This is a genomic window from Paenibacillus sp. FSL M7-1414 (assembly GCF_038003195.1).
GTDB classification, from domain to species: domain Bacteria; phylum Bacillota; class Bacilli; order Paenibacillales; family Paenibacillaceae; genus Paenibacillus; species Paenibacillus amylolyticus.
Map to the genome: position 1 here is coordinate 3,559,723 of NZ_JBBOOS010000001.1, position 20,236 is coordinate 3,579,958.

At 43.0% G+C, this 20,236-nt stretch carries 17 protein-coding genes; 13 read left to right on the top strand and 4 right to left on the bottom strand.

Annotation, left to right across the window (positions count from 1 at the left end):
- Window positions 1-9: 9 nt before the first annotated feature.
- The 6 genes from MHH92_RS30590 (at window position 10) to MHH92_RS15480 (ending at window position 5,240) form a co-directional block, all read left to right on the top strand.
- Window positions 10-357: a winged helix-turn-helix transcriptional regulator gene (locus MHH92_RS30590; RefSeq protein ID WP_354437414.1), complete on the top strand. Its 348-nt coding sequence runs from the start codon at window positions 10-12 to the stop codon at window positions 355-357.
- Window positions 347-706: a HesB/IscA family protein gene (locus MHH92_RS15460; RefSeq protein WP_017688344.1), complete on the top strand. Its 360-nt coding sequence runs from the start codon at window positions 347-349 to the stop codon at window positions 704-706. Before MHH92_RS30590 ends, MHH92_RS15460 begins: the two co-directional genes overlap by 11 nt.
- A gap of 21 nt (window positions 707-727) precedes the next feature.
- Window positions 728-1,015, top strand: coding sequence for a HesB/YadR/YfhF family protein (locus MHH92_RS15465; RefSeq protein ID WP_339176703.1), 288 nt, complete (start codon window positions 728-730; stop codon window positions 1,013-1,015).
- A gap of 198 nt (window positions 1,016-1,213) precedes the next feature.
- The gene (locus MHH92_RS15470; RefSeq protein ID WP_340904711.1) at window positions 1,214-2,578 is read left to right on the top strand and encodes an MFS transporter; all 1,365 of its coding nucleotides are present in this window, start codon (window positions 1,214-1,216) and stop codon (window positions 2,576-2,578) included.
- A gap of 70 nt (window positions 2,579-2,648) precedes the next feature.
- Window positions 2,649-3,872 (top strand): macrolide family glycosyltransferase, encoded by a 1,224-nt coding sequence (locus MHH92_RS15475; protein ID WP_036671332.1) that lies wholly within the window; start codon window positions 2,649-2,651, stop codon window positions 3,870-3,872.
- A gap of 138 nt (window positions 3,873-4,010) precedes the next feature.
- Window positions 4,011-5,240, top strand: a complete 1,230-nt coding sequence (locus MHH92_RS15480) for a multidrug effflux MFS transporter (protein ID WP_076253136.1) — start codon at window positions 4,011-4,013, stop codon at window positions 5,238-5,240.
- Between the two features lie 167 nt (window positions 5,241-5,407).
- Here the strand turns inward: MHH92_RS15480 and MHH92_RS15485 are convergent, their stop codons facing one another.
- Window positions 5,408-6,382, bottom strand: coding sequence for a helix-turn-helix transcriptional regulator (locus MHH92_RS15485; protein ID WP_340904714.1), 975 nt, complete (start codon window positions 6,380-6,382; stop codon window positions 5,408-5,410).
- Window positions 6,383-6,488: 106 nt separating this feature from the next.
- Between MHH92_RS15485 and MHH92_RS15490 the strand changes: the two genes are divergently transcribed.
- Together MHH92_RS15490 and cls are read left to right on the top strand one after the other, a co-directional pair.
- A complete protein-coding gene (locus MHH92_RS15490) occupies window positions 6,489-6,968 on the top strand; it encodes a GyrI-like domain-containing protein (protein WP_127548714.1) in 480 nt (159 codons plus the stop codon).
- Window positions 6,969-7,183: 215 nt separating this feature from the next.
- Window positions 7,184-8,623 carry a cardiolipin synthase gene (cls, locus tag MHH92_RS15495; protein WP_340904717.1) on the top strand — a complete coding sequence of 480 codons (1,440 nt, stop codon included), beginning with the start codon at window positions 7,184-7,186 and terminating at the stop codon, window positions 8,621-8,623.
- A 164-nt stretch (window positions 8,624-8,787) separates the two neighbouring features.
- Here cls and MHH92_RS15500 read toward each other — a convergent pair whose 3' ends face one another.
- The 3 genes from MHH92_RS15500 to MHH92_RS15510 are packed head-to-tail and all read right to left on the bottom strand — an operon-like array spanning window position 8,788 to window position 12,450.
- Window positions 8,788-9,909, bottom strand: a complete 1,122-nt coding sequence (locus tag MHH92_RS15500; RefSeq protein ID WP_036671338.1) for a Ger(x)C family spore germination protein — start codon at window positions 9,907-9,909, stop codon at window positions 8,788-8,790.
- Entirely contained in the window at window positions 9,906-10,994 is a 1,089-nt protein-coding gene (locus MHH92_RS15505) for a GerAB/ArcD/ProY family transporter (protein WP_127548720.1), read from the bottom strand. Before MHH92_RS15505 ends, MHH92_RS15500 begins: the two co-directional genes overlap by 4 nt.
- Window positions 10,987-12,450 (bottom strand): spore germination protein, encoded by a 1,464-nt coding sequence (locus MHH92_RS15510; RefSeq protein WP_047843073.1) that lies wholly within the window; start codon window positions 12,448-12,450, stop codon window positions 10,987-10,989. The genes MHH92_RS15505 and MHH92_RS15510 overlap by 8 nt, the downstream gene beginning before the upstream one ends.
- Window positions 12,451-12,682: 232 nt before the next feature.
- On the opposite strand from MHH92_RS15510, the gene MHH92_RS15515 reads away from it, so the two are divergent.
- The 5 genes from MHH92_RS15515 (at window position 12,683) to MHH92_RS15535 (ending at window position 20,188) form a co-directional block, all read left to right on the top strand.
- A complete protein-coding gene (locus tag MHH92_RS15515; RefSeq protein ID WP_340904720.1) occupies window positions 12,683-14,980 on the top strand; it encodes a copper amine oxidase N-terminal domain-containing protein in 2,298 nt (765 codons plus the stop codon).
- A 116-nt stretch (window positions 14,981-15,096) separates the two neighbouring features.
- Window positions 15,097-17,382, top strand: coding sequence for a preprotein translocase subunit SecA (locus MHH92_RS15520; RefSeq protein ID WP_340904721.1), 2,286 nt, complete (start codon window positions 15,097-15,099; stop codon window positions 17,380-17,382).
- Between the two features lie 20 nt (window positions 17,383-17,402).
- On the top strand, window positions 17,403-18,158 hold the full coding sequence (locus MHH92_RS15525; protein ID WP_340904722.1) for a class I SAM-dependent methyltransferase: 756 nt from the start codon (window positions 17,403-17,405) through the stop codon (window positions 18,156-18,158).
- A 199-nt stretch (window positions 18,159-18,357) separates the two neighbouring features.
- Window positions 18,358-19,305 (top strand): ABC transporter permease, encoded by a 948-nt coding sequence (locus MHH92_RS15530; protein ID WP_340904723.1) that lies wholly within the window; start codon window positions 18,358-18,360, stop codon window positions 19,303-19,305.
- Between the two features lie 13 nt (window positions 19,306-19,318).
- Entirely contained in the window at window positions 19,319-20,188 is an 870-nt protein-coding gene (locus MHH92_RS15535; protein ID WP_036615551.1) for a carbohydrate ABC transporter permease, read from the top strand.
- The last annotated feature ends 48 nt before the right edge of the window (window positions 20,189-20,236 follow it).

Sequence of the window (20,236 nt, forward strand, 5' to 3'; positions counted from 1 at the left end):
AGGAAGTGGGTGTACAGACCATTGCTCACTGAGGATCCGAATAAACTATTTACAGCTTATCGCATCATCGGAACGAAATGGACGATCCATATTTTATGTGCTCTGTCTCAAGGCCCGAAGAGATTCGGTGAAATATTCGATAACATTCCTTCCATTTCCGAAATGATCCTCTCCAGACGTTTAAAGGGTCTTCAAGATGATCATTTGGTCAAAAGAACAATACGGACACGCCCTACACAAATTATTTATGAACTTACGCCAAAAGGAGCTGCTCTTGCAGCATTCATACCCTGTCTAATGGACTGGGATACCAAATTTCAAAATGATACCACCGGGAGGAATAAAGATGATCATTGAGGTCAGTGATACAGCATCGGACAAAATCGTTGAGATCTTATCAAGTGCGGATATCCAAAATGCCTTTCTTAGAGTAGGCGTTGATGAAGGGGGATGCAGTGGTTTGTCTTATACCCTTATCGTGGATGAACAGCAGGCAGAAGAAGACATTGTGTTAAATAAAAAGCAATTTAAAATATTGGTTCACGCAAACAGTATTCCATATATTGATGGTCTTGAGATTGACTATGAAGAGAGCGGAATGTTAGGTGGATTCACCATGAATAATCCAAATGCCAAAGTTTCGTGTGGATGCGGAGCCAGTTTCAGAATGGCCAATTATCGTGGCGAAGTGAAAAAATGTGATTAATGTAGGAAGGAGTGCAGAGCAATGATTTCATTTGTAGTATCTGAACAAGCAATCGATTCATTTAAGAATGAATGGGAATTGGAAGAGGACCAATATGTAAGGATTTACGCAAAATATGTCGGAGGAGGCTCCGATGCTTTTACAATTGGCATAAATGCGAGTGCTACACCGGTCGATCCCGCATTGGTTCAATCCATTGGAGGATTTCATTTCTTTGTTGAAAAAACAGATGCCTGGATCCTGGAGGATGAACTTCTCCAAATTGACTGTAATGAACATGGCATATTTTCAAGCAAAATCTCCTATTGAACATGGGGAACCATATTCTAGACCACAATCTTACTTTTTAAACATTTAACTTTACAAAGTATAACGCTTCATGTATATTCAGGGAGTGAAAAAGGTTTATTTTACCATAATACCCATCAAATTATGGAGGTGTGGAAGACAAACAACAATCAGATTGGGATTTTTGATGCTCAGTACAGGGCGCCTACAATTGGGATTATGCTGGTTCTGGCAACCGTAGCTTTTGAAGGACTGGCTATCACAACGATTGCCGCGAAAATGGCACAAAGTTTAGAGGGTATTCATTTATACGGTTGGATCTTCAGCGCATTTTTGTTATCTCAGCTTATTGGAACTTTGGTTATGGGTCAGCAGATTGACAAGCGCGGCGTTTTTACATCCATGCTGATATCTTTTAGTGTTTTTGTGTTAGGAACTGTGGTCTCCGCTATTTCTTTCGATATGCACATGCTTATTGCCGGAAGAGCCCTTCAAGGTTTTGGAGCGGGGGCCCTGATCACATGTGTTTATACCTGTGTGACGTTACATTATCCAGATACACTTCGTACTCAAATCCTGGCCGCATTCTCTATGGCATTTGTCCTACCAACCTTAATCGGACCTTATGCAGCAGGCCTTATTGCTTCCTACATCTCGTGGCGATATGTTTTCTGGATCGTTTTACCCTTGATTGGAATAGCGTTGAGTCTCACATTCCATTCTTTCCGTAATTTGCAGCTTCAGCAAGATCTGTCAGGTCCAGCGCGAGCAACTGACTCAAAGATTATGTATGCGATTCTGCTTGCGGTTGGAACGGGGCTGTTACTCACAGGACTTGGTATGATAACCGATTGGAAAGGCATAGTACTCACTTTGGGTGGATTAGTCGTCATGATCCAACCAATGCGTAAATTGCTGCCTGTGGGCACTTTTTCGGTAAAAAAAGGATTGCCTGCTACTTTGGTATCGAGGGGTCTATATGTTGCTTGTTATTTTACAACGGAAAGTTTTGTGATCTTGGCACTAACCGAGGTGAAGGGGTTATCAGCTGACCTTGCTGGTCTCATCGTAGCAGCAGGTTCTCTGAGCTGGTCCGCCGCAGCGTGGTTACAAGCCAAGCTTGATGCACGAGATCAAGGTCGTGCCCGAAAGGGTAGGGTTATGACGGGCATTGGGATTATGATCGTTGGAACTGTACTTGTGATCATGGCACTTATTTTGACGGACGGCGGGATTATACTCATCCTTCTCTCACAAATGATTACAGGGTTCGGTGTTGGATTGGCCAACCCTACAACGGCAGCCATTGCTTTACAACATGCCTTGCCCAGGAAAGAGGGCGAAATGTCCGCGAATCTACAATTTGTGGATTCCTTCTATATGGGTGTAAGCATTGGCGTTGGTGGCGCTCTGATTGCCTTGTCCGAAACGTTACAGTGGGGCATATCGACAGGTGTTTTGATCGTGTTAACACTGCAATTATTATGGGTCTTGTTAAGTTTCTTGGCATCACTACGAATTACCAAACTCGTTCATCAAGAACATCATCCAATCAACCAAGTGAAGGACAACATCACCATGTAACGGATGACGACCGGGTCGTTAAATACATCACGAAGAACGGGGGGACTAATTGCATTGGGAGGTGGGTAAGATGGCACGTGTATTAGTAGTCATTACTCCAGCTGAAGGACATGTGAATCCATCGTTAGGGTTAGTTACTCAGTTGATAGACAATGGTGAGGAAGTCATCTATGTGTGCACGGAGGAGTACCGTTCCCGAATTGAACAAACCGGTGCCCAGATCATTACCTATCCGTTTCCACAAGATGCCTTCTCTCATGATCCGGTGTTGAAACCCCAGGAATACAAGCATTCTTATCAGTTCATTTATATGATGGTAAGCGGTATTATCCGGAGGATCATCCCCAATGTGCTACAGGTGATCGAGGATCAAAAGTTCGATTATATGATCTTTGATTCCCTGATGGGATGGGGAGGGACTATTCTTGCAGAAAAACTGGGAATTCCTGCGGTGTGCTCGATTGCGTCCTTTGCTTTTGTGGAGCCTCTGGGATCTAGCTCAGTTCTGAATGAGACGGAGACGAAGGAGCTTTATGAGGCTACGATGAAGATCACAACGGAGTTAGCTGAAGAGCTTCAAGTGAGTATTCCAGCTATGGAAGAGATTCCGGCACATACAGGTCAGTTAAAGCTCGTGTACACCAGCCGTTATTTTCAGCCGCAGGCAGAAAAGCTGGATGATCGTTTTATTTTCACGGGTCCTTCGATCATAACACGCCAAGATGCTCCGACCTTCTCGTTTGAGTTGCTTCGTGAACGGTACCCGCAAACCGTGTACATTGCTATGGGTACGATTTTAAATAAAAATTTGGATTTCTATCAGCTTTGTTTTGAAGCATTAGGGGATCTACCCGTGAATGTTGTTTTATCTTCAGGAAAATACACGGATATGGAGCCGCTGGCTGATCAAATACCACCTAATTTTATCGTCAAGCCATACATTGCCCAGTTGGACATGCTGCAGCATACCGATGTTTTTATTACACACGCTGGAATGAACAGCACAAGTGAGGCGTTATATTATAACGTTCCAATGGTGATGATTCCATTAACATCGGATCAGCCTCTTGTCGCCAATCGGGTACAGGAGCTCGGCGCGGGTATTACTTTAAATAAACATAACCTCAGTGCAACTAATTTGAGAGAGGCATTAACAGAAGTGCTACACAATTCACTTTATAGACGGCAGGCTTACCTCATTGGTGAATCTCTAAGGCAGGCTGGCGGTTACAAGCGAGCTGCCGAAATGATCATGAGTCATATGGGTTCAGGCCGGGGGAGTTACACAATTTAAATAGTTTTCCATTCAAAGTCGCTTAATAAGCGGCTTTTTTTGGTTTTAATAGTCTTAAGACTTGACCTACAGTTAACTCTATGTCTTATACTCGATTAGGCTTGCAAATTATATAAGGAATTGGAGATTTTATTTATTATGGCGAAGAGCACGAATTGGAATGTTTTTGGACTGGCAATACTACTAGGTTTATTTTCTACATTAGGTCCATTTACGATTGATATGTATTTACCGGCTTTTCCGGAGATTGCACAAAATATGAATACAACGGCATCACTTGTACAATTTAGCCTTACTGCTTGTTTATTAGGACTCGGTGTAGGACAACTTGTTATGGGTCCTTTGAGTGACGCGTACGGTAGACGTAGACCATTGTTGATCTGTATGGCAGCCTATATTATTTGTTCCTTGGCATGTGCTTTTGCTCCGAATATCGGACTATTAATTTTGTTTCGTTTCACGCAAGGATTTGCAGCTTCAGCTGGAATTGTCATTTCCCGTGCGATAGCCAGAGATCTATACAGTGGACATGAACTCACTAAATTTTTCTCTTTGCTGTTGCTTGTAGGGAATTTGGGGCCTCTGGCAGCACCAATCGCGGGAAGTGGGGTTCTTTCATTCACAACCTGGATTGGCGTGTTTATCTGCCTTTCATTCTTGGGAATTTTCTTATTAATCATGACAAAGTGGAGCTTAAAAGAAACACACCCTATCGAAAGACGTATAGTTCCTGACTTCAAACAGCAATTGGGTAATTACAGAATGCTTCTGCGTGACCGTAAGTTTGTAGGCTACATGCTGGCACAGGGAATTATGACAGCAGGGGTCTTTGCTTATGTGGCGGGAACACCATTTATTTACCAAAATATATATGGCGTCACACCCACTGTATTTGCTATATTATTTGCTTCGAACGGCATCAGCTTGATCATCGGATCTCAAATCGTGGGTCGACTAGCTAAACGTATCCCTGAGCAGACGCTGCTATTATCGGGACTATGGCTTGCTATAATAGCAAGTGTGGCTGCTTTGGTCGTAACCCTGGCTCATGGTCCACTTTTCGCATTGGTGATTCCATTGTTCTTCTTTGTATGCTCGATCGGCATTACGTCTACAGCGGCATTCCCACTTGCCATGGAGAGTCAAGCTAAGATGGCCGGAAGTGCAGCAGCACTGCTCGGCGTTGTTCCTTTTCTTCTGGGTGCACTGGTTGCTCCTCTGGTCGGCATCGCGGGTGAGGACACTGCCGTCCCGTTAGGACTCACGTTATTAATGACCAGTATCATTGCGATTGTTACTTATTTCCTACTCGTTAAAAACGTCCCGCAGCATACACCTAATCATGCCCAGTCTAATGCTGACTTCTAGTATAGAAGGAACAGCTCGCCAAGCATTGGCGTGAGACATGAATGAATATGATTCCATTACAAGTCGCTAACACAGCGGCTTTTTTTTGGTTTTCCGTACTGAATCCTCAGCCTGAATTCAGGTAAGGCATTGTTAGATAATGGAGAGACTAGGTAGGAGGGGGCTGCTCACTGCTTCATTTGATATAAGCTTAATCTATCTTGTACAGCATTCAGGACTTCTTCCGGAATCTCCTTCACCTTGATATCTTCTCCTAGAAAAAGCAACCAATTGGTGATTTCGGTTAACTCTTCTGAGTTATGAACATTCATAAATGCCTTTAGGAGAGCCGTAGTCTGGTATGGATTTGTATAGGCAATGGAAAACTTTAAAGGATGGTATTTTTTGAATTGCGCAATCGCCTTTGGACCAAGTTCCAGGACAAGGTTGATAACTTCTTCCTGCGTATTTCGTTTGAGTTGTTCTACAATCTTTTTTGTACTCAGTCTTTTTTTCGCCGGGTATGCTTCGACATGGATGAGGTTGTCAACGGATACGATTCGTCTTTTTTCTTCCTCCAAGTCAAAACCTTCAATGATCCAATGGCCTTTTTGATGATGAAGGTGCAAGAGAACGATGGGATAGGACTTTGTTTTCTTCTCTTCTTGCACAGTAACTAACAAATAACGTTCTATAAGAAGAATTTGGATGAGTTTCTCCAAAGTAGGGTGAGGCAGGTCTGATAGATCAAGCAAGTCTGGATTATGGGGATTGGTTCCTTCAAAAAGCAATATTTGATTCAAATGTACAAGGTCATCTTGCTGATTTTCTGAGATAAGGCCCAATAATTTTTCAGCCAAAGATTGACGACTCTTCAGATAAGGAAGCTGTTGATTTCTTGTCGCCATAAAAGCAATGAATAACGCTTTGATTTCATTATCGGTAAACCGTACCGTGGGCAGGAGGGAGTTGTTCATGACAAAATAACCCCCGTCCCGCCCAACTTCAGCGACAAGTGGCATTCCCATGGCTTCAATTTCTCTGATATCTCGAATGGCTGTCGAACGAGAAATATTAAATTCTCGCATGATTTCAGAGATGGTAAAGTGTGCACGGTTATTGGTATACCGCGTGATGGTATTAATGCGTTCAACTTTTTTCATTGGGCCCCCTAAACAGTATCATATTCTGACATGATTTAAGGTTATTATAAACCTATCAAGTGAAAACACAAATCAATTGAAAATTTAAAAGAGGACGGTGTAAACCATGAGTAATTATCATTTCGAAGAAAAAGAGAGCTTTATCGTGTTAGGTATTGGAACGGATCTTAAGAGCGACTATACAGACTATGTTGGCATCAGCAAGGAGAAGGCGGATTTTTGGTCCACGGTGAAAGAGGATGGAAGCCTGGACAAACTAAAGTCTCTGGCAACAAACGACTACATTTTTGCAGTAAACGAAGCAGTAAATAACCAGATGATGCATTATGCTGGTGTCATGACAGCAGAAACTTTGCCAGAAGCAACGAGAGTAATCCAATTTCCTAAGGGAGAATACCTGGTTGTGAAGGGCGAAGCTGAAACGGCTGATGCGCTCAATAATATGCTTACTGGCATTGCCTTTGGTCAAGCCCTCCCCGTAGAAAAAGATTATGCCTATGTTGGCGGTCCAAATACAACAGTTGAAATGGGAGAGAAAAACGGTTTGGTATATGGTGAAATGTGGATTCCTGTTGTAAGGAATTAACTAAAGCATAAATATTCAATGCAAAAGAATCCCTTCTTTTATAGGAAGTGGATTCTTTTTTAGTTCAATGTCTAGTGATTATCATTTAATAGATTTAGTATTCCTCAAGTATGTTATCATATTCTTTGTGATGACGGCTTCATTCGAGAACAGCTAAGTAATAAGCATTTTTTATTATTTACATAAAGTCAATGGAAGGCAGGAGATATAGCAGTATGGTCACGCTGATACTTTCGCTCGTTATGATTATAAACATATTACTCTCAGCGGTATTTTTGTTTTTTGAAAGGAGAGACATTGGTTATACTTGGGCCTGGCTCATGATATTTTACTTCATTCCTATTTTAGGTTTTATCGTTTATCTCTTTTTGGGACGTAACCTCAAAAAGAAAAATTTCTACGGACTTTCAGCTGAAGAGAGAAACTCCCTAAAGTTAATTGTCGAGAACCAGTTAGTGACATTGAAGGAGCAACGTAAGGAAAACAATCCCCTGCTCATGAAATATGCTGACCTGATTCAATTGAATCTCACATCATCCAATGCAATCCTAACCAATGACAATGAGATATTCATCTTCGATGATGGACAAGAGAAATTTGATTCTTTATTTACTGATATCAAGGAAGCCAAGAAAGAGATTAACATCCAATATTACATTATTCAACCGGATTCCTTAGGGAAGAAATTACGAGATGAATTAACCATAAAAGCTAAAGAAGGCGTAAAAGTGCGAGTTCTCTATGACGAAATTGGTTCAAAGAAACTTTCATTGAAGTTTTTCAGAGAACTGATCTCTGCCGGTGGAGAAGTAGAGGTCTTTTTCCCGTCACTGATTAGGCCATTAAATTTCCGTATGAATAATCGAAATCATCGAAAACTTTGTATTATTGATGGGGAGATTGCTTATATTGGCGGATTTAATCTGGGGAATGAGTATCTAGGCATGGATAAAAAGTTTGGATACTGGCGTGATACACATTTTAAAATGCACGGAGATGCCGTTAATCATATTCAAGGCAGGTTTATTTTGGATTGGAAACACGCCAGCAAATCCCATCAAGTAAGTTACGAACAATTCTCCTTCAACACAGCAAGGCTTGATGGTTCAAGTCCAGTTCAGATTGTGTCTAGTGGTCCTAACTCACAGGTGGAACACCTGAAGAATATGTACATCAAGCTTATAGTAAATGCCAAAAAGAGTGTGTATATTCAAACGCCTTACTTTATTCCTGACAGCACTTTTATGGATGCATGTAAAATCGCACTGTTATCCGGGGTGGATCTGCGCATTATGATTCCCAATAAGCCCGATCACCCGTTTGTATATTGGGCGACTTGGGCGTATGCTGGTGAATTATTGGACTATGGAGCCAAGATTCTGTTATATGATAATGGATTCTTACACGCAAAGACCATTGTAGTAGACGAAGAAGTCGCTTCAGTAGGGACGATGAATATTGATTCCCGGAGCTTTAGGTTGAATTTTGAGGTGAATGCAATTGTATATGACGAGCGAGTTGCGAAACAACTTCAAGAATTGTTTCATCAAGATAGCCAGTTAAGTACAGAACTTACTTCTGATCGTTATAGAAACAGGTCCCTTATTATAAAATTTAAAGAAGGAATATCACGTCTTCTTTCACCTATTTTATAGCTCAGCTTCACTGCCGATGTTATACTCAACCAGGCATGATAAAACTTTTCACTGAAGTGCTTCTTAACGACTAGAGGTATTAGCAAATCCTTCTTTTTAAGTCAACAGTCAAAAGCTCTCTCCCAAATGGAAGAGAGCTTTCCCAATTGCACGACAGCATGTTATTAATTTAAAACGCCACTGCCGACTATTGTAACCTTTACTTCCGGGTGAAAACGAACTTGGGCATATTCTTTATTCCAGTTTAGGCTTTTCCATAAGTCCGGGTAATGGGCAATTAAATGTCTGCCAATACCGAAGGAATCACAACCACTTTGCTGAAGTGTCTTGATAATTTGTTCTGCGTCCTGAGTCATGTCATCGGATAACTGGCTGTTCAGACGTTCAATTGTGTCTTTTTCCTGAAGATGATTCATTGCATACTCAACGATCGTTACTGGAAGTTCGATACGGAGGTTCACATCAATTTGGCTATCACTTGCCACCTTTACCGCAAGTTTGCGCTTAATTTGTGCGATATTTGCTTCATATGTGACATAGTTCCGTGGGTTGTTGGAAGGCCCTGGGTGAACTTTTTTGACAAAGCGCGCCGCTTTATTCCATTTACCACTCATAATAATGTATAGGGGAGCCTGTTCGGTATTGAGACTGCCACTGAACCTTTGCCCATGAAACAGGGCGATTCCCCGAGCATCAATCTCCTCTCCATCCTTATATAGATAAGGTAGTGTAAAATCCTGTCCCGGATCCAGCATGGGAGGGAGAAGGGTCTCTAACGTCATTTCCGGAAAAATACATAATTCCTCCAGACTCTTAATTTTTTTGGTAATAAAATCACCAATTAATATGCTGCCAACTTTTTTTTGGTGTAACAGATCTCCGGCATCGCCATCCACAATCGCAATTTTCACATGTGAGGTTGGGTAATCGGGTTCCCGATATAAGACGTCCAGGTAGGGATAGATATCATTTTGTGCGAGTTTGTTGCCGTATAAGATCATCCCATATTTGAAAAACCGGATATCACCAGTCACTTTAGCACGAATTCTATCTGTACTTTGACGGACGGATCTCCCGGTGCCTGAGTGGACTTCATTACCGCTGCTCCCTTGTTGACTCTCAGAATCATCGACAATTTCAAGCGTCTGTTTAATTTCACCCTCTGAGGTGATGTCAAACGCCGAAGCATTAGCCAGTCTTGCATCTTTTAAACTATCCTGATCCCAACATCCCGTCATCACCATGAGCAGGGTCAGCAGGATGAGGATTTTCCCCCGTTTACTCATATCATCTTCTCTTTTCGTTTCATTATATAAGATAGAACCAACAGGAGCAGAGGCAGGATCATGAGAAAAAAGTATGCCGATCTGTTGGCTATCGTACTAATTAACTCAAGTTTTTCCTTCTGTTGTGGCAGATACGCAATTATGCAAGAAGCAAGAACGACATAAGGCACCGCTTTTTTATGGTGTTTTTGTTTGAAGAGATAACTTATACCATAGGATGCCGTATAGTAATAGCCACATATGGCCCCGAAAATTGAAATTAACCAGATAGGGAGGAACAGGAAATCGGCCCGATCCATTGTCCCGAGTGGGATAGAGCGGAGCAGATATATGACCGGTTCAGGCATTAAGTCAAGTTGCTGGGGGCTGAACGCCGTTGAACAAATGAACACGGTGAATGCATACAACACCACGACTACAGCACTTGCTAAAGCAACAGACTTGAGTTTGCCACCGCTGCTACCTTCAACCATAGGAAACACAACGAGAAAAAACTCGAATCCAAACATAGCCATTAATGTTTCCGTTGATCCACTAATGATATTGGGCCATCCTGCTTCGGTTAAAGGCAAAAGATATAACAGATTAACTTCCTTGAGTCCATAACTGATCAATACCATCATGGGCAAGACCAAAAAGGAGATGAGTACCAGTACTCGGGCAATGATTCGTAATTTTTGCCGAACCAAATAGATACTGCTGAACAAGAAGAGGGCTAATATAGCCCACCGAGGCGTATCCTGCAGCATCCAGCGGTTAATCACACTGTAGGCGTTCACCAGAACAGAAGTACCCATTAGCAGGAAATATCCAACGTAGGCAATGATCAGCAACTTGCCAATCCATTTCCCCGTAATCAGCGTTACAATGTCATAAATGGATGAACTCGGGAATCTTCGCATCAAAAGCCAGCACAACAGTATGACAAGTTGGATCAGGAACCCTCCAAGAAAAACAGAAATCCATCCTCCGCCTTTAGAGATAAGGTGTATACGGTAAGGGAGGGACAGAATATCTACACCGATCTCAAATTTCAAAATGAGCAAGAATAGTTGTCCCCGAGTGATTGTTGTTTCCTTATTCACGTTTTTTCCAACTCCTAGAGAACTTCTGCTGATTCAGCCGCTGCGGGCGGGCATCATGAGGACGCCCGCGAAGCGCCCAGATGGGAAATCGAATCCATACATCCTTCATGTCAGCTAATCGGAAAGGGGCCACTGGAGCAAAATAAGGCGATCCGAAGTTTTCCATCTTACAGAGGTGAATGGTTAGAATCACCAGACCAAATGCGATGCCGATATATCCAAAAAGCGCCGCTCCAATCATCATTGGAAAGCGGAGAATACGGACTGCCGAACTCATCTCATGTGAAGGCACCAAAAACGACGAGATAGCGGTTAGTGAAACCACAATAATCATTGTATAGGATACAAGCCCCGCACGAACGATAGCATCTCCGATAACCAAACCGCCAACGATGCCGATGGTCTGGCCCACTCGGCTGGGAAGTCGGACCCCGGCTTCTCTTAATACTTCAAAGATCAGTTCAAGCAACATTGCCTCTACAAGTGCAGGAAAGGGGATGTTCTGCAATGATTTCTTGATTGTGTGTGCCAGTTCGATCGGTAAAATAGCGGAGTGAAAAGAGATGGTTGCAATATAAACAGCAGGTAATGTAAAAGCAATGACAAAACTCATCATGCGAATTAAACGTAAAAAGGAACTGACAATCCAGCGACCATGATAATCATCCGGACTTTGATAAAAAGCAAAAAACGTAACTGGAGCAATAAGAGCTGAAGGACTTCCTTCGGCAAGTATGGCGACACGTCCTTCCATCAAGTTGGCAATAACCCGGTCAGGTCTTTCTGTATTGAGCTGCTGGGGAAACAGAGAGAAGGGGTTATCCTCCATAAACTCTTCAATAAAACCTGGAGCGAGCACCATATCTGAAGATATGGACGTGATTCGCTCTTTTACTTCGTTCACTAACTCCGGATTGGCCAAGTCCTGAAGATATACAACTGCAATTTTGGTATGTGTCTTCTCGCCGACGTTAAAATATCGAACGATTAAGGATGGACTAATAATTTGTCTACGGATCAGATTCAAATTAACCGAAAGCTGCTCTACGAATCCATTGTGCGGCCCTCGAATAACGCCTTCATTCTCCGGTTCGGTTGTGCTTCGGACATACATTTTCTCGGTAGAAAGAATGTAAAACTCCGGGTGCCCGTCGATTATGTAAAGACATTTCCCTTGAATAAGTGAATCTATTCCACGTTGCAGATCCGTATCTTTTCGACTTTCTAAAGTGGTGAACGATGGGTAGATTTCCGAATGAGCTTGGCCATTCAGTGCTGTTAAGACATGTGTTTGAATGATCTCCTGATCTACAAGTGAATCGATATAGAGAAGCACACTCTGAACACCATTAAGTAGAAGCTGTTGTTGTTTCAGATCGTCAGTACAGTAGAGGGACTGTTCCACATAAGAAATATTCATTTTTAATTCAGAAAAAGCCTGATTGGTTGGGGTCATTGATCCACCTCTTTATAAAATGCGACATGGATTATCTTGTGCAAAATCGAGACTATTATGCAATAGGCGCTTCTCATTCAAAGAACTTATAACCAAACATTGAAAAAATAGTTGCACAAAAATCCATAATTTACAATTCAATTAGAAACTTTTCCCTAAATCTAGCGTCTAATACTATGACTTTTTGAGGGGTTATACATTACTAGAGAGTAGAAGGAGCCAAAGACAACACATGAATATGAAGAAGAAATTATCCATTTTTACCGCTTTAGCCGTTTTTCAAGCATTTGCAGTCGGTTCTGTGAGTGCGCAATCAGCACCGCAAGGTGACACCGCGTCAGTAAACACAGCCAATGTAGAATCAGTTGAGGTGTTACAGCAAGAGCAGCCGATTGCAGAGCGTGAAGTGAAGACGGAGAGCAATAACAAATCTATCAATACTCCGCCCACTGAAGCCAAGGACACTCAAACCTCAACCGGCACTGAGGCAACACCCAAAACAGATAGCGAGAAACCTGCATTGGATGGGGGAGAGACCCCTGCAAACGAAACGGGTACAAAACCTGTAGTTCAAGAGGAAACCCCTGAGAAGGTTGAAACGCCAGCTACGCCTGCTCAGATAGAGCAACCATCCATTGATGGAACGTCTCCTGCAGCAGGTGGGAATCTGACGTTGTACATGAATAGCAACAAAATGGAGCAGGATGGAAAAACGTATCTTGCTGGACAGCCAATGGCTGTAAAAAACGGTGTATCCTATGTTGCAATCCGTGCGCTGGTTGACCGTGTGGGATACGGCGTCAAATACGATAACAAAACCAAGGAAACCATCATTATTAGTGGTGAAGATGAACTCCGATTCAAAACTAACAGCAAGGACTATACGGTAAATGGAGAGACCAGAACGATGAAAGGCCCTGCTTATCAGCAAAAAAGTACATTCATGGTGCCGTTAACTTCCATTACTCAAGCTCTGAACATCACCTATAAAGTGAATCAGTCGGCTAAAACGGTTGTGTTGAATCTTAATACAAAACCTGTTGCAAGCTTTATCATTTCCCAAAAGGAAATTTTTGCGGGTGATCAAGTGGACTACGTGACTTCTTCCAGTTCACCTAATGGAATGGATATCGTTGACGAACGCTGGACTGGTCGCCAGGATTCATTTGATCAAGCAGGTACATATACGATTTCATATCAAGTACAGGATTCCAATGGTCAATGGAGCGATCCCTATTCAACTACGATTGAAGTTTTGGCTCCTAATCTTCCTCCTGTAGCCATGTTCGCCACGGATAAAGAAGAGTATAAAATGGGCGAAAAAATAACATACACAGACCAAAGTACAGATGATGAAAATAATATTGTTAAAGCGGCGTGGGAGAACAATTCACTTGCGTTCTTTGAACCGGGTCCAAAAACGGTGACTCTTACGGTAACTGACAATCACGGTGCTACGAACACGTACTCCAAAGTCATCACCATAACCAATGAGACCTTATATTCATTTACCGATTTTAATTTACTCTTCACGCCGGTAGGACAGAAATTCACCTTTAACGGCGGCGAAGTGACTACGATGGAGAAAGTGCCTTATACGTACATGGATGAGCCAAGTTTGCTGATCCGCAGTAACAGTCCGGAAACTGTGAATACGGAAGGCATTGTATATAAAGAATCATCTTTGGGGCAGACCCGTTTCATGATTCACCACGTGAACAATACAGGCAAAAGAGTAAAAATGTATGTGATTGCAACCAATAACAACCCAAATCCGGCAGTATTTGAACAACAGAATATGGGCTTTGCCGGACCTACTCCGTATGCTACCGTAGCTGGGAAATTGTCTATTGATAAATGGTTCAAGTCGATTCAGACTGGAGCGGATCAAAAGAAAGAGTACCTTCAACCTGGAGAAAGCAAACTCATTTTGACAGAACTTAATAAAACGCCGATGAAAGAAGGACAAGTCATCTCTCTCTATTCGGACGCTTATAGCGATTATTCCTTAGACTATAACGTTATCCTGGTGGAAGAAAATAAAGATCCGTTCGAGGCTCTGCCATTGCTACCTGTGCTTGATCGTGACGGAGTGCACAACCGGGGTACGTACCCGAATGCGACTCGCGTTATAAAGTACGATGAGCACGTGGGAATCAAACCTGCCCGTCTGCCACTTGGTGACAATTCAAGCGATCCCAATCTGGTAGGAACAGATCCGATGGCATACACAGACGCATCCAATGCGGGTAATTTTGGCGTATTGTACAAAATCACGCTGACCAATGTTGCACCGCGTACGCTTATCTCCTTTAACCCTCGTGGAGGGAAGTACTCCGGAGTAGCTCTAGTGAACAATCAGTTGGTATCGATTGCCGAAGGTAACGTTGCGGTTGCCAATTCAAGTGAACAAAGCGTGCTTTACCGCACCGGTTCAACTGGAGAGAGCGTGACCATTCTATTCTCTGCCGCACCAGGAAGCAACCTGCCGGTCAATCTGCTCTTTACACCACTCCCATCGGAGAAGTAATGTAGGTTTCTCTTATAACGAATGGTTTGGTGGCACTTTAATCATCGACAAAAAAGACTCCATATGGAGTCTTTTCTTTTCACAACTTATTTCTACTAAGGAGGAATCAAATTCCGATGAATGTAGTCGTCAAGTTGATACGTGAATTCAAAGAGCGAGATAACCGGCGTTTGTTGAAGGATTATCGAGACAAAGTGGAGCTTATCAGGAAACGGAACTTGGAAGTTTGGGATGATCAGCACCTGCAAGCGGAATCTCTTCGGCTACAAGAAGAAGCAAGATCAGGCAAGCCTTTGGATGATCTGCTTGTTGATGCTTATGCTCTAGTCTGCGAGGTTGCGAAGAGAACACTCGGATTACAGCCTTATGATGTCCAGATTATGGCTGCTATCGCTTTGCACGAGAGATTTTTGATCGAGCAGCATACCGGTGAAGGAAAAACACTCTCTGCCGTTATGCCTGTTTATCTCAACGCTTTGACAGGCAAAGGCGTTCATGTGCTTACTTTTAACGACTACTTGGCAAATCGAGATGCGGCGTGGATGGGCCCGATCTATCGCTTCCTCGGGTTAACGGTAAGCTCGGTTCAATCGGGCATGAGCCTATTCGATAAACGGGAAGCTTACGCCAAGGACATAACCTATGTTACAGCTAAAGAAGCAGGGTTCGATTATTTGCGCGACACAATAGCATTCAATGAAGCTGATACCGTGCATCGTCCTTTCCATTACGTCATCGTTGACGAAGCAGATTCGCTGCTTCTTGATGAAGCGCGGGTGCCACTAGTCATTAGTGGCGATTCGAGTGCTTCCAAAAGTGATGGCGTTCTTTTCGCAGAAGTGGCCCGGCAGCTGCAGCCAGGAGAGCATTACGATTTTGACGAGTTCCAGCGGAACGTTTACTTGAATGAAGCGGGTGCTGCAAAAGCAGAGTTGCTGCTGGGATGTGGCAATTTGTACGATAGCCATAACAGTCATTGGTTAACGTCATTGAATTGTGCGCTGCATGTGGAATCGATATTAAAAAAAGACGTTGATTACATCGTCAGGGACGGTGTAATCGAGCTAATCGAAGAACACACCGGACGTGTGGCCGAGGACAGGTATTTGCCGGACGGGCTGCAAGCTGCGCTGGTGGCAAAAGAAGGGTTGCAGTGGAAGGCAGGTGGGAGAATTCTCGGCATGATCACTATTCAACATTTTATTAGCCTGTATTCGGGAATTTGCGGAATGACGGCTACGGCGCATGCTTCAGCAATGGAATTTGAGGATATCTATGCGCTGCAAGTCGTGCAAATACCGCCAAACCAGCCAAACATACGGATCGACCACAAGCACCGAATTTACACCCATAAAGAAGCCAAATATAAGGCGCTTGTACAAGAAATCTCTTCCGTCCATAGGGTAGGACGCCCCATTCTTATTGGTACGTCAAGCGTCGAGGAATCTGATATGCTGGCGGAGGCGCTCGCCGCTGCTAGCGTACCTTGTCAGGTTCTGAATGCCAAAAACGATGCAAAAGAAGCCGAAATCATCGCTAAAGCGGGAGAAATAGGCGCGGTAACGGTATCTACGAATATGGCAGGGCGCGGCGTCGACATTCGTCTCGGTGGCGGTAATCCCGCACAAGCAGAAGTGGTTGCCAAACTGGGCGGATTATACGTGATAGGTACATATGTGAACGAAAGCATGCGGATTGACGACCAGTTGCGCGGACGTTGCGGCCGCCAAGGTGACCCTGGGTCTTCCGTATTTTATATTAGCCTGGAGGACGAGTTGATGCTTCGCTTTGGCATTCATAGACTGTTTCGCGCCCCAAATCAGGACGAGGTTCTTGATGATCCGGCGCTCCGTAGCAAAATCGAGCATATTCAGCGCGTTATTATAGGTCAAAACTTCGATATTCAGCGGGAATTGAACTGTTATTCGGATATGGTGGAGGATCAGAGGCGAATTCTATATGAAGAACGGTTCGGAATTTTGAAAGCTGAGAGACTGATGAGTCCATCGGAGCGGCGTGTACGGCTTTTTTATATCGACGAGTTCTGGGCTGACCATCTGGCATACGTTTCTTACATTCGTGAAAGCATTCATCTCGAGAGCATTACCAGTCGTAACCCAATCGACGAGTTTCATACGCAAATCACCCAAGCATTCGAGCAAATTCCGGCTAAAATAGATCATGAGTCGGCAAATATGCTTAGAAAACTTGGAAGTTCGAATGATCCCGAGAAATGGGAACAGTTCGGTCTGAAGAGTCCTATTTCGACTCGAACCTATATGATCAACGATCAATACAGCCAAGATAAGCGCAGCTCATGGACCGGAACGACGGTATTTGCTTTTTGGGGCAGTAAGATTTTGAAGCTATTACTGAAGCCAGTATATAGGATGTCAAAATAGTGATGGGAGCGTGACGATCGATGAACAATAGAGAACGGTTTTCGAGCCGGGTCGATTCGTATTTGAAATACCGCCCGAGTTATCCAAAAGAGGCTATTGACTATTTGTACGACGTCGTTGGTTTACATGTGAACAGTAATATAGCAGACATCGGTTCAGGTACTGGCATCATCTCAAAACTACTTCTGGAACGCGGAAGCTATGTAATCGCGGTGGAGCCAAATCAGGCAATGCGGGAAGCCGCCGAGCAAATGTTAGAAAGTAATCCGAAATTTCAGAGTACATCAGGTTCTGCAGAATCTACAGGATTACCTGATCAGTCGGTTGATTTTATTGTCTGCGCTCAGGCATTTCACTGGTTTGATCGCTCCGCAGCCCAAATCGAGTTTCGCAGAATTCTACAGCCGGGTGGGAAAGTAATACTCATCTGGAATTCACGTCTTACTAACGGTACTCCATTTCGTGAAGAGTACAATCAACTGCTCCATACATATGGAACCGACTACGGAAAAGTTAATCATAAAAATATTTCTCAGGCGATATTGCTCTCTTTTTTCAAGGAAGGTTCAATGAATGAAATGCGATTCAAAATGAGTCAGGAGTTCGATTTCGAGGGATTGAAAGGCCGGTTGTTATCATCTTCTTACAGCCCTGTACCCGGGCATGCAAATTACGATCCAATGATGACAGAACTACGGAATTTATTTGATAAAAATAATCAAGAGGGTATTGTTGAATTCGATTATGAAACTGAGATTTTTTGGGGAGAAGTATAAATACGCCATTTGAAAGTCGCTATTATAGCGGCTTTTTTTTATTTTAGTAGAACAAGTTCTTGTCTCACCTGCCGGGATTAGCTGTTGGAACGAGCCAGGCACACTTCCTTAAAATCTTATAAGAAATTCTTGATATTTCAGAAATTTATCCGATAGGTGGGTGCTATTATACAAATACAAACAAAGACGAGGTGATGAAATGCAAGCAAAGTTGGCAGCGGACGCCATTCCCATCTCCAAAAAGCGAAAGACATGGATAAGGACGATACAAAAGCACAAAGTGATGTATGCTCTCTTATTACCAGCCTTAATTTACTTTGCGGTATTCAAATACATTCCTATGGCGGGAATTATAATTGCTTTTAAAAACTACAACCTGGCTTTGGGACTATGGGACAGCCCATGGGTGGGATTCAAAAATTTTACCGATTTTATGAACGGCGTTTATTTCTGGGACATCATGAAAAATACGATTGTTATATCTCTGTATAAGCTATTGTTCGGTTTCTCCGCGCCCATTGTACTTGCTTTACTCCTCAATGAAGTGTACAGCCAATGGTTTAAGAAAATCGTACAGACGATCACTTATTTGCCTCATTTTCTATCATGGGTCATTGTGTATGGAATTATGGTAGCCTTACTAGCCCCAGGCGACGGTCTCTTTAACATGATTTTGAAAGATTTTGGTGTTGAACCCATCTCGTTTCTAACGGAACCTGCCTGGGGCAGAATGCTGATCATCTTATCTGAAGTATGGAAGGATATTGGATGGGGGGCGATTTTGTACCTTGCCGCCTTGGCAGGAATCGATCCAAGCTTATATGAAGCGGCTCGAATGGATGGCGCATCCAAATGGAGACAGCTCTGGCATATCACGTTACCCGGTATTCGAGGAGTCATTATTCTGATGCTGATTCTTAAATTAAGCCATATTCTGGATGCGGGTTTTGACCAAATATTCATGTTTGCCAACACCTTTAACCAGGAGAAGATCGATATTATCGACACATGGGTATACCGGGAAGGGTTGGAGCGTCTTAAGATTGGCTTGGCTACTGCTGTAGGATTGTTTAAAGCTGTCATCGGATTTGCTTTAGTGTTGGCAGCGAATAAGCTCGCCAAAAAATTCGATGGGCAAATCTGGTGAGGTGGTCTTTAGAATGATCCATATGACAATCGGGGAAAAAGTCTGGCAAACCGTCGTTTATGTAGTTCTTATTATATTATCCCTACTGTGCGTGCTGCCCTTTCTATATGTGGTTGCTGTCTCCGTAACACCAGAATCGGAAGTATTAAGAAGAGGGATTGTGATTATACCAGAATCCTTTACCTTTCTGGCCTATAAAGAAGTATTCATTTCTCATGGGATCTGGCAGGCGTATAAAATTACGTTGTTCCGAACGATTGTAGGGACTGCGTTAAACGTGTTTTTTACGGTAATCGCGGCCTACCCGTTATCCAAAAAATATTTGCCCGGAAGAAGTCCATTTTTACTCTTCATTGTGTTTACCATGATGTTCAGTGGGGGATTAATTCCGACTTATTTACTAATCCGCTCTTTGGGATTGTTAAACAGTCCTTGGGTATTGATCATTCCAAATCTCATTAGTGCATTTAATCTGGTGATCATCAAAGGTTTTTTTGAACAATTACCTGGTGAAATTGAGGAATCAGCGAGGGTAGACGGTGCCAGTGAACTTCAGACGTTATGGCGGATCATTTTACCCCTGTCCTTACCCGTCCTGTCCACCATTTCCTTATTTTACGCAGTCGGGCATTGGAACAGTTATTTTGATGCTATTGTATATATCAATGATTCCAACTACATGCCACTTCAAGTGATTTTGCGCAACATTCTGCTTAACGTTGCAACTCAAAGCGCTGATTCGCTCGCCAATTCCGGGGCTGTCAGTACGTTCGCTGTGCAGATGGCTACAGTTGTTGTAACTACAGTCCCGATATTGATCGTTTATCCATTTTTGCAAAAGCATTTTACCAAAGGTGTACTCCTGGGATCCGTTAAAGGATAAAAGGTGTTCCAACCTAACTTATTACGGGGAAACCGTGATAATATACAA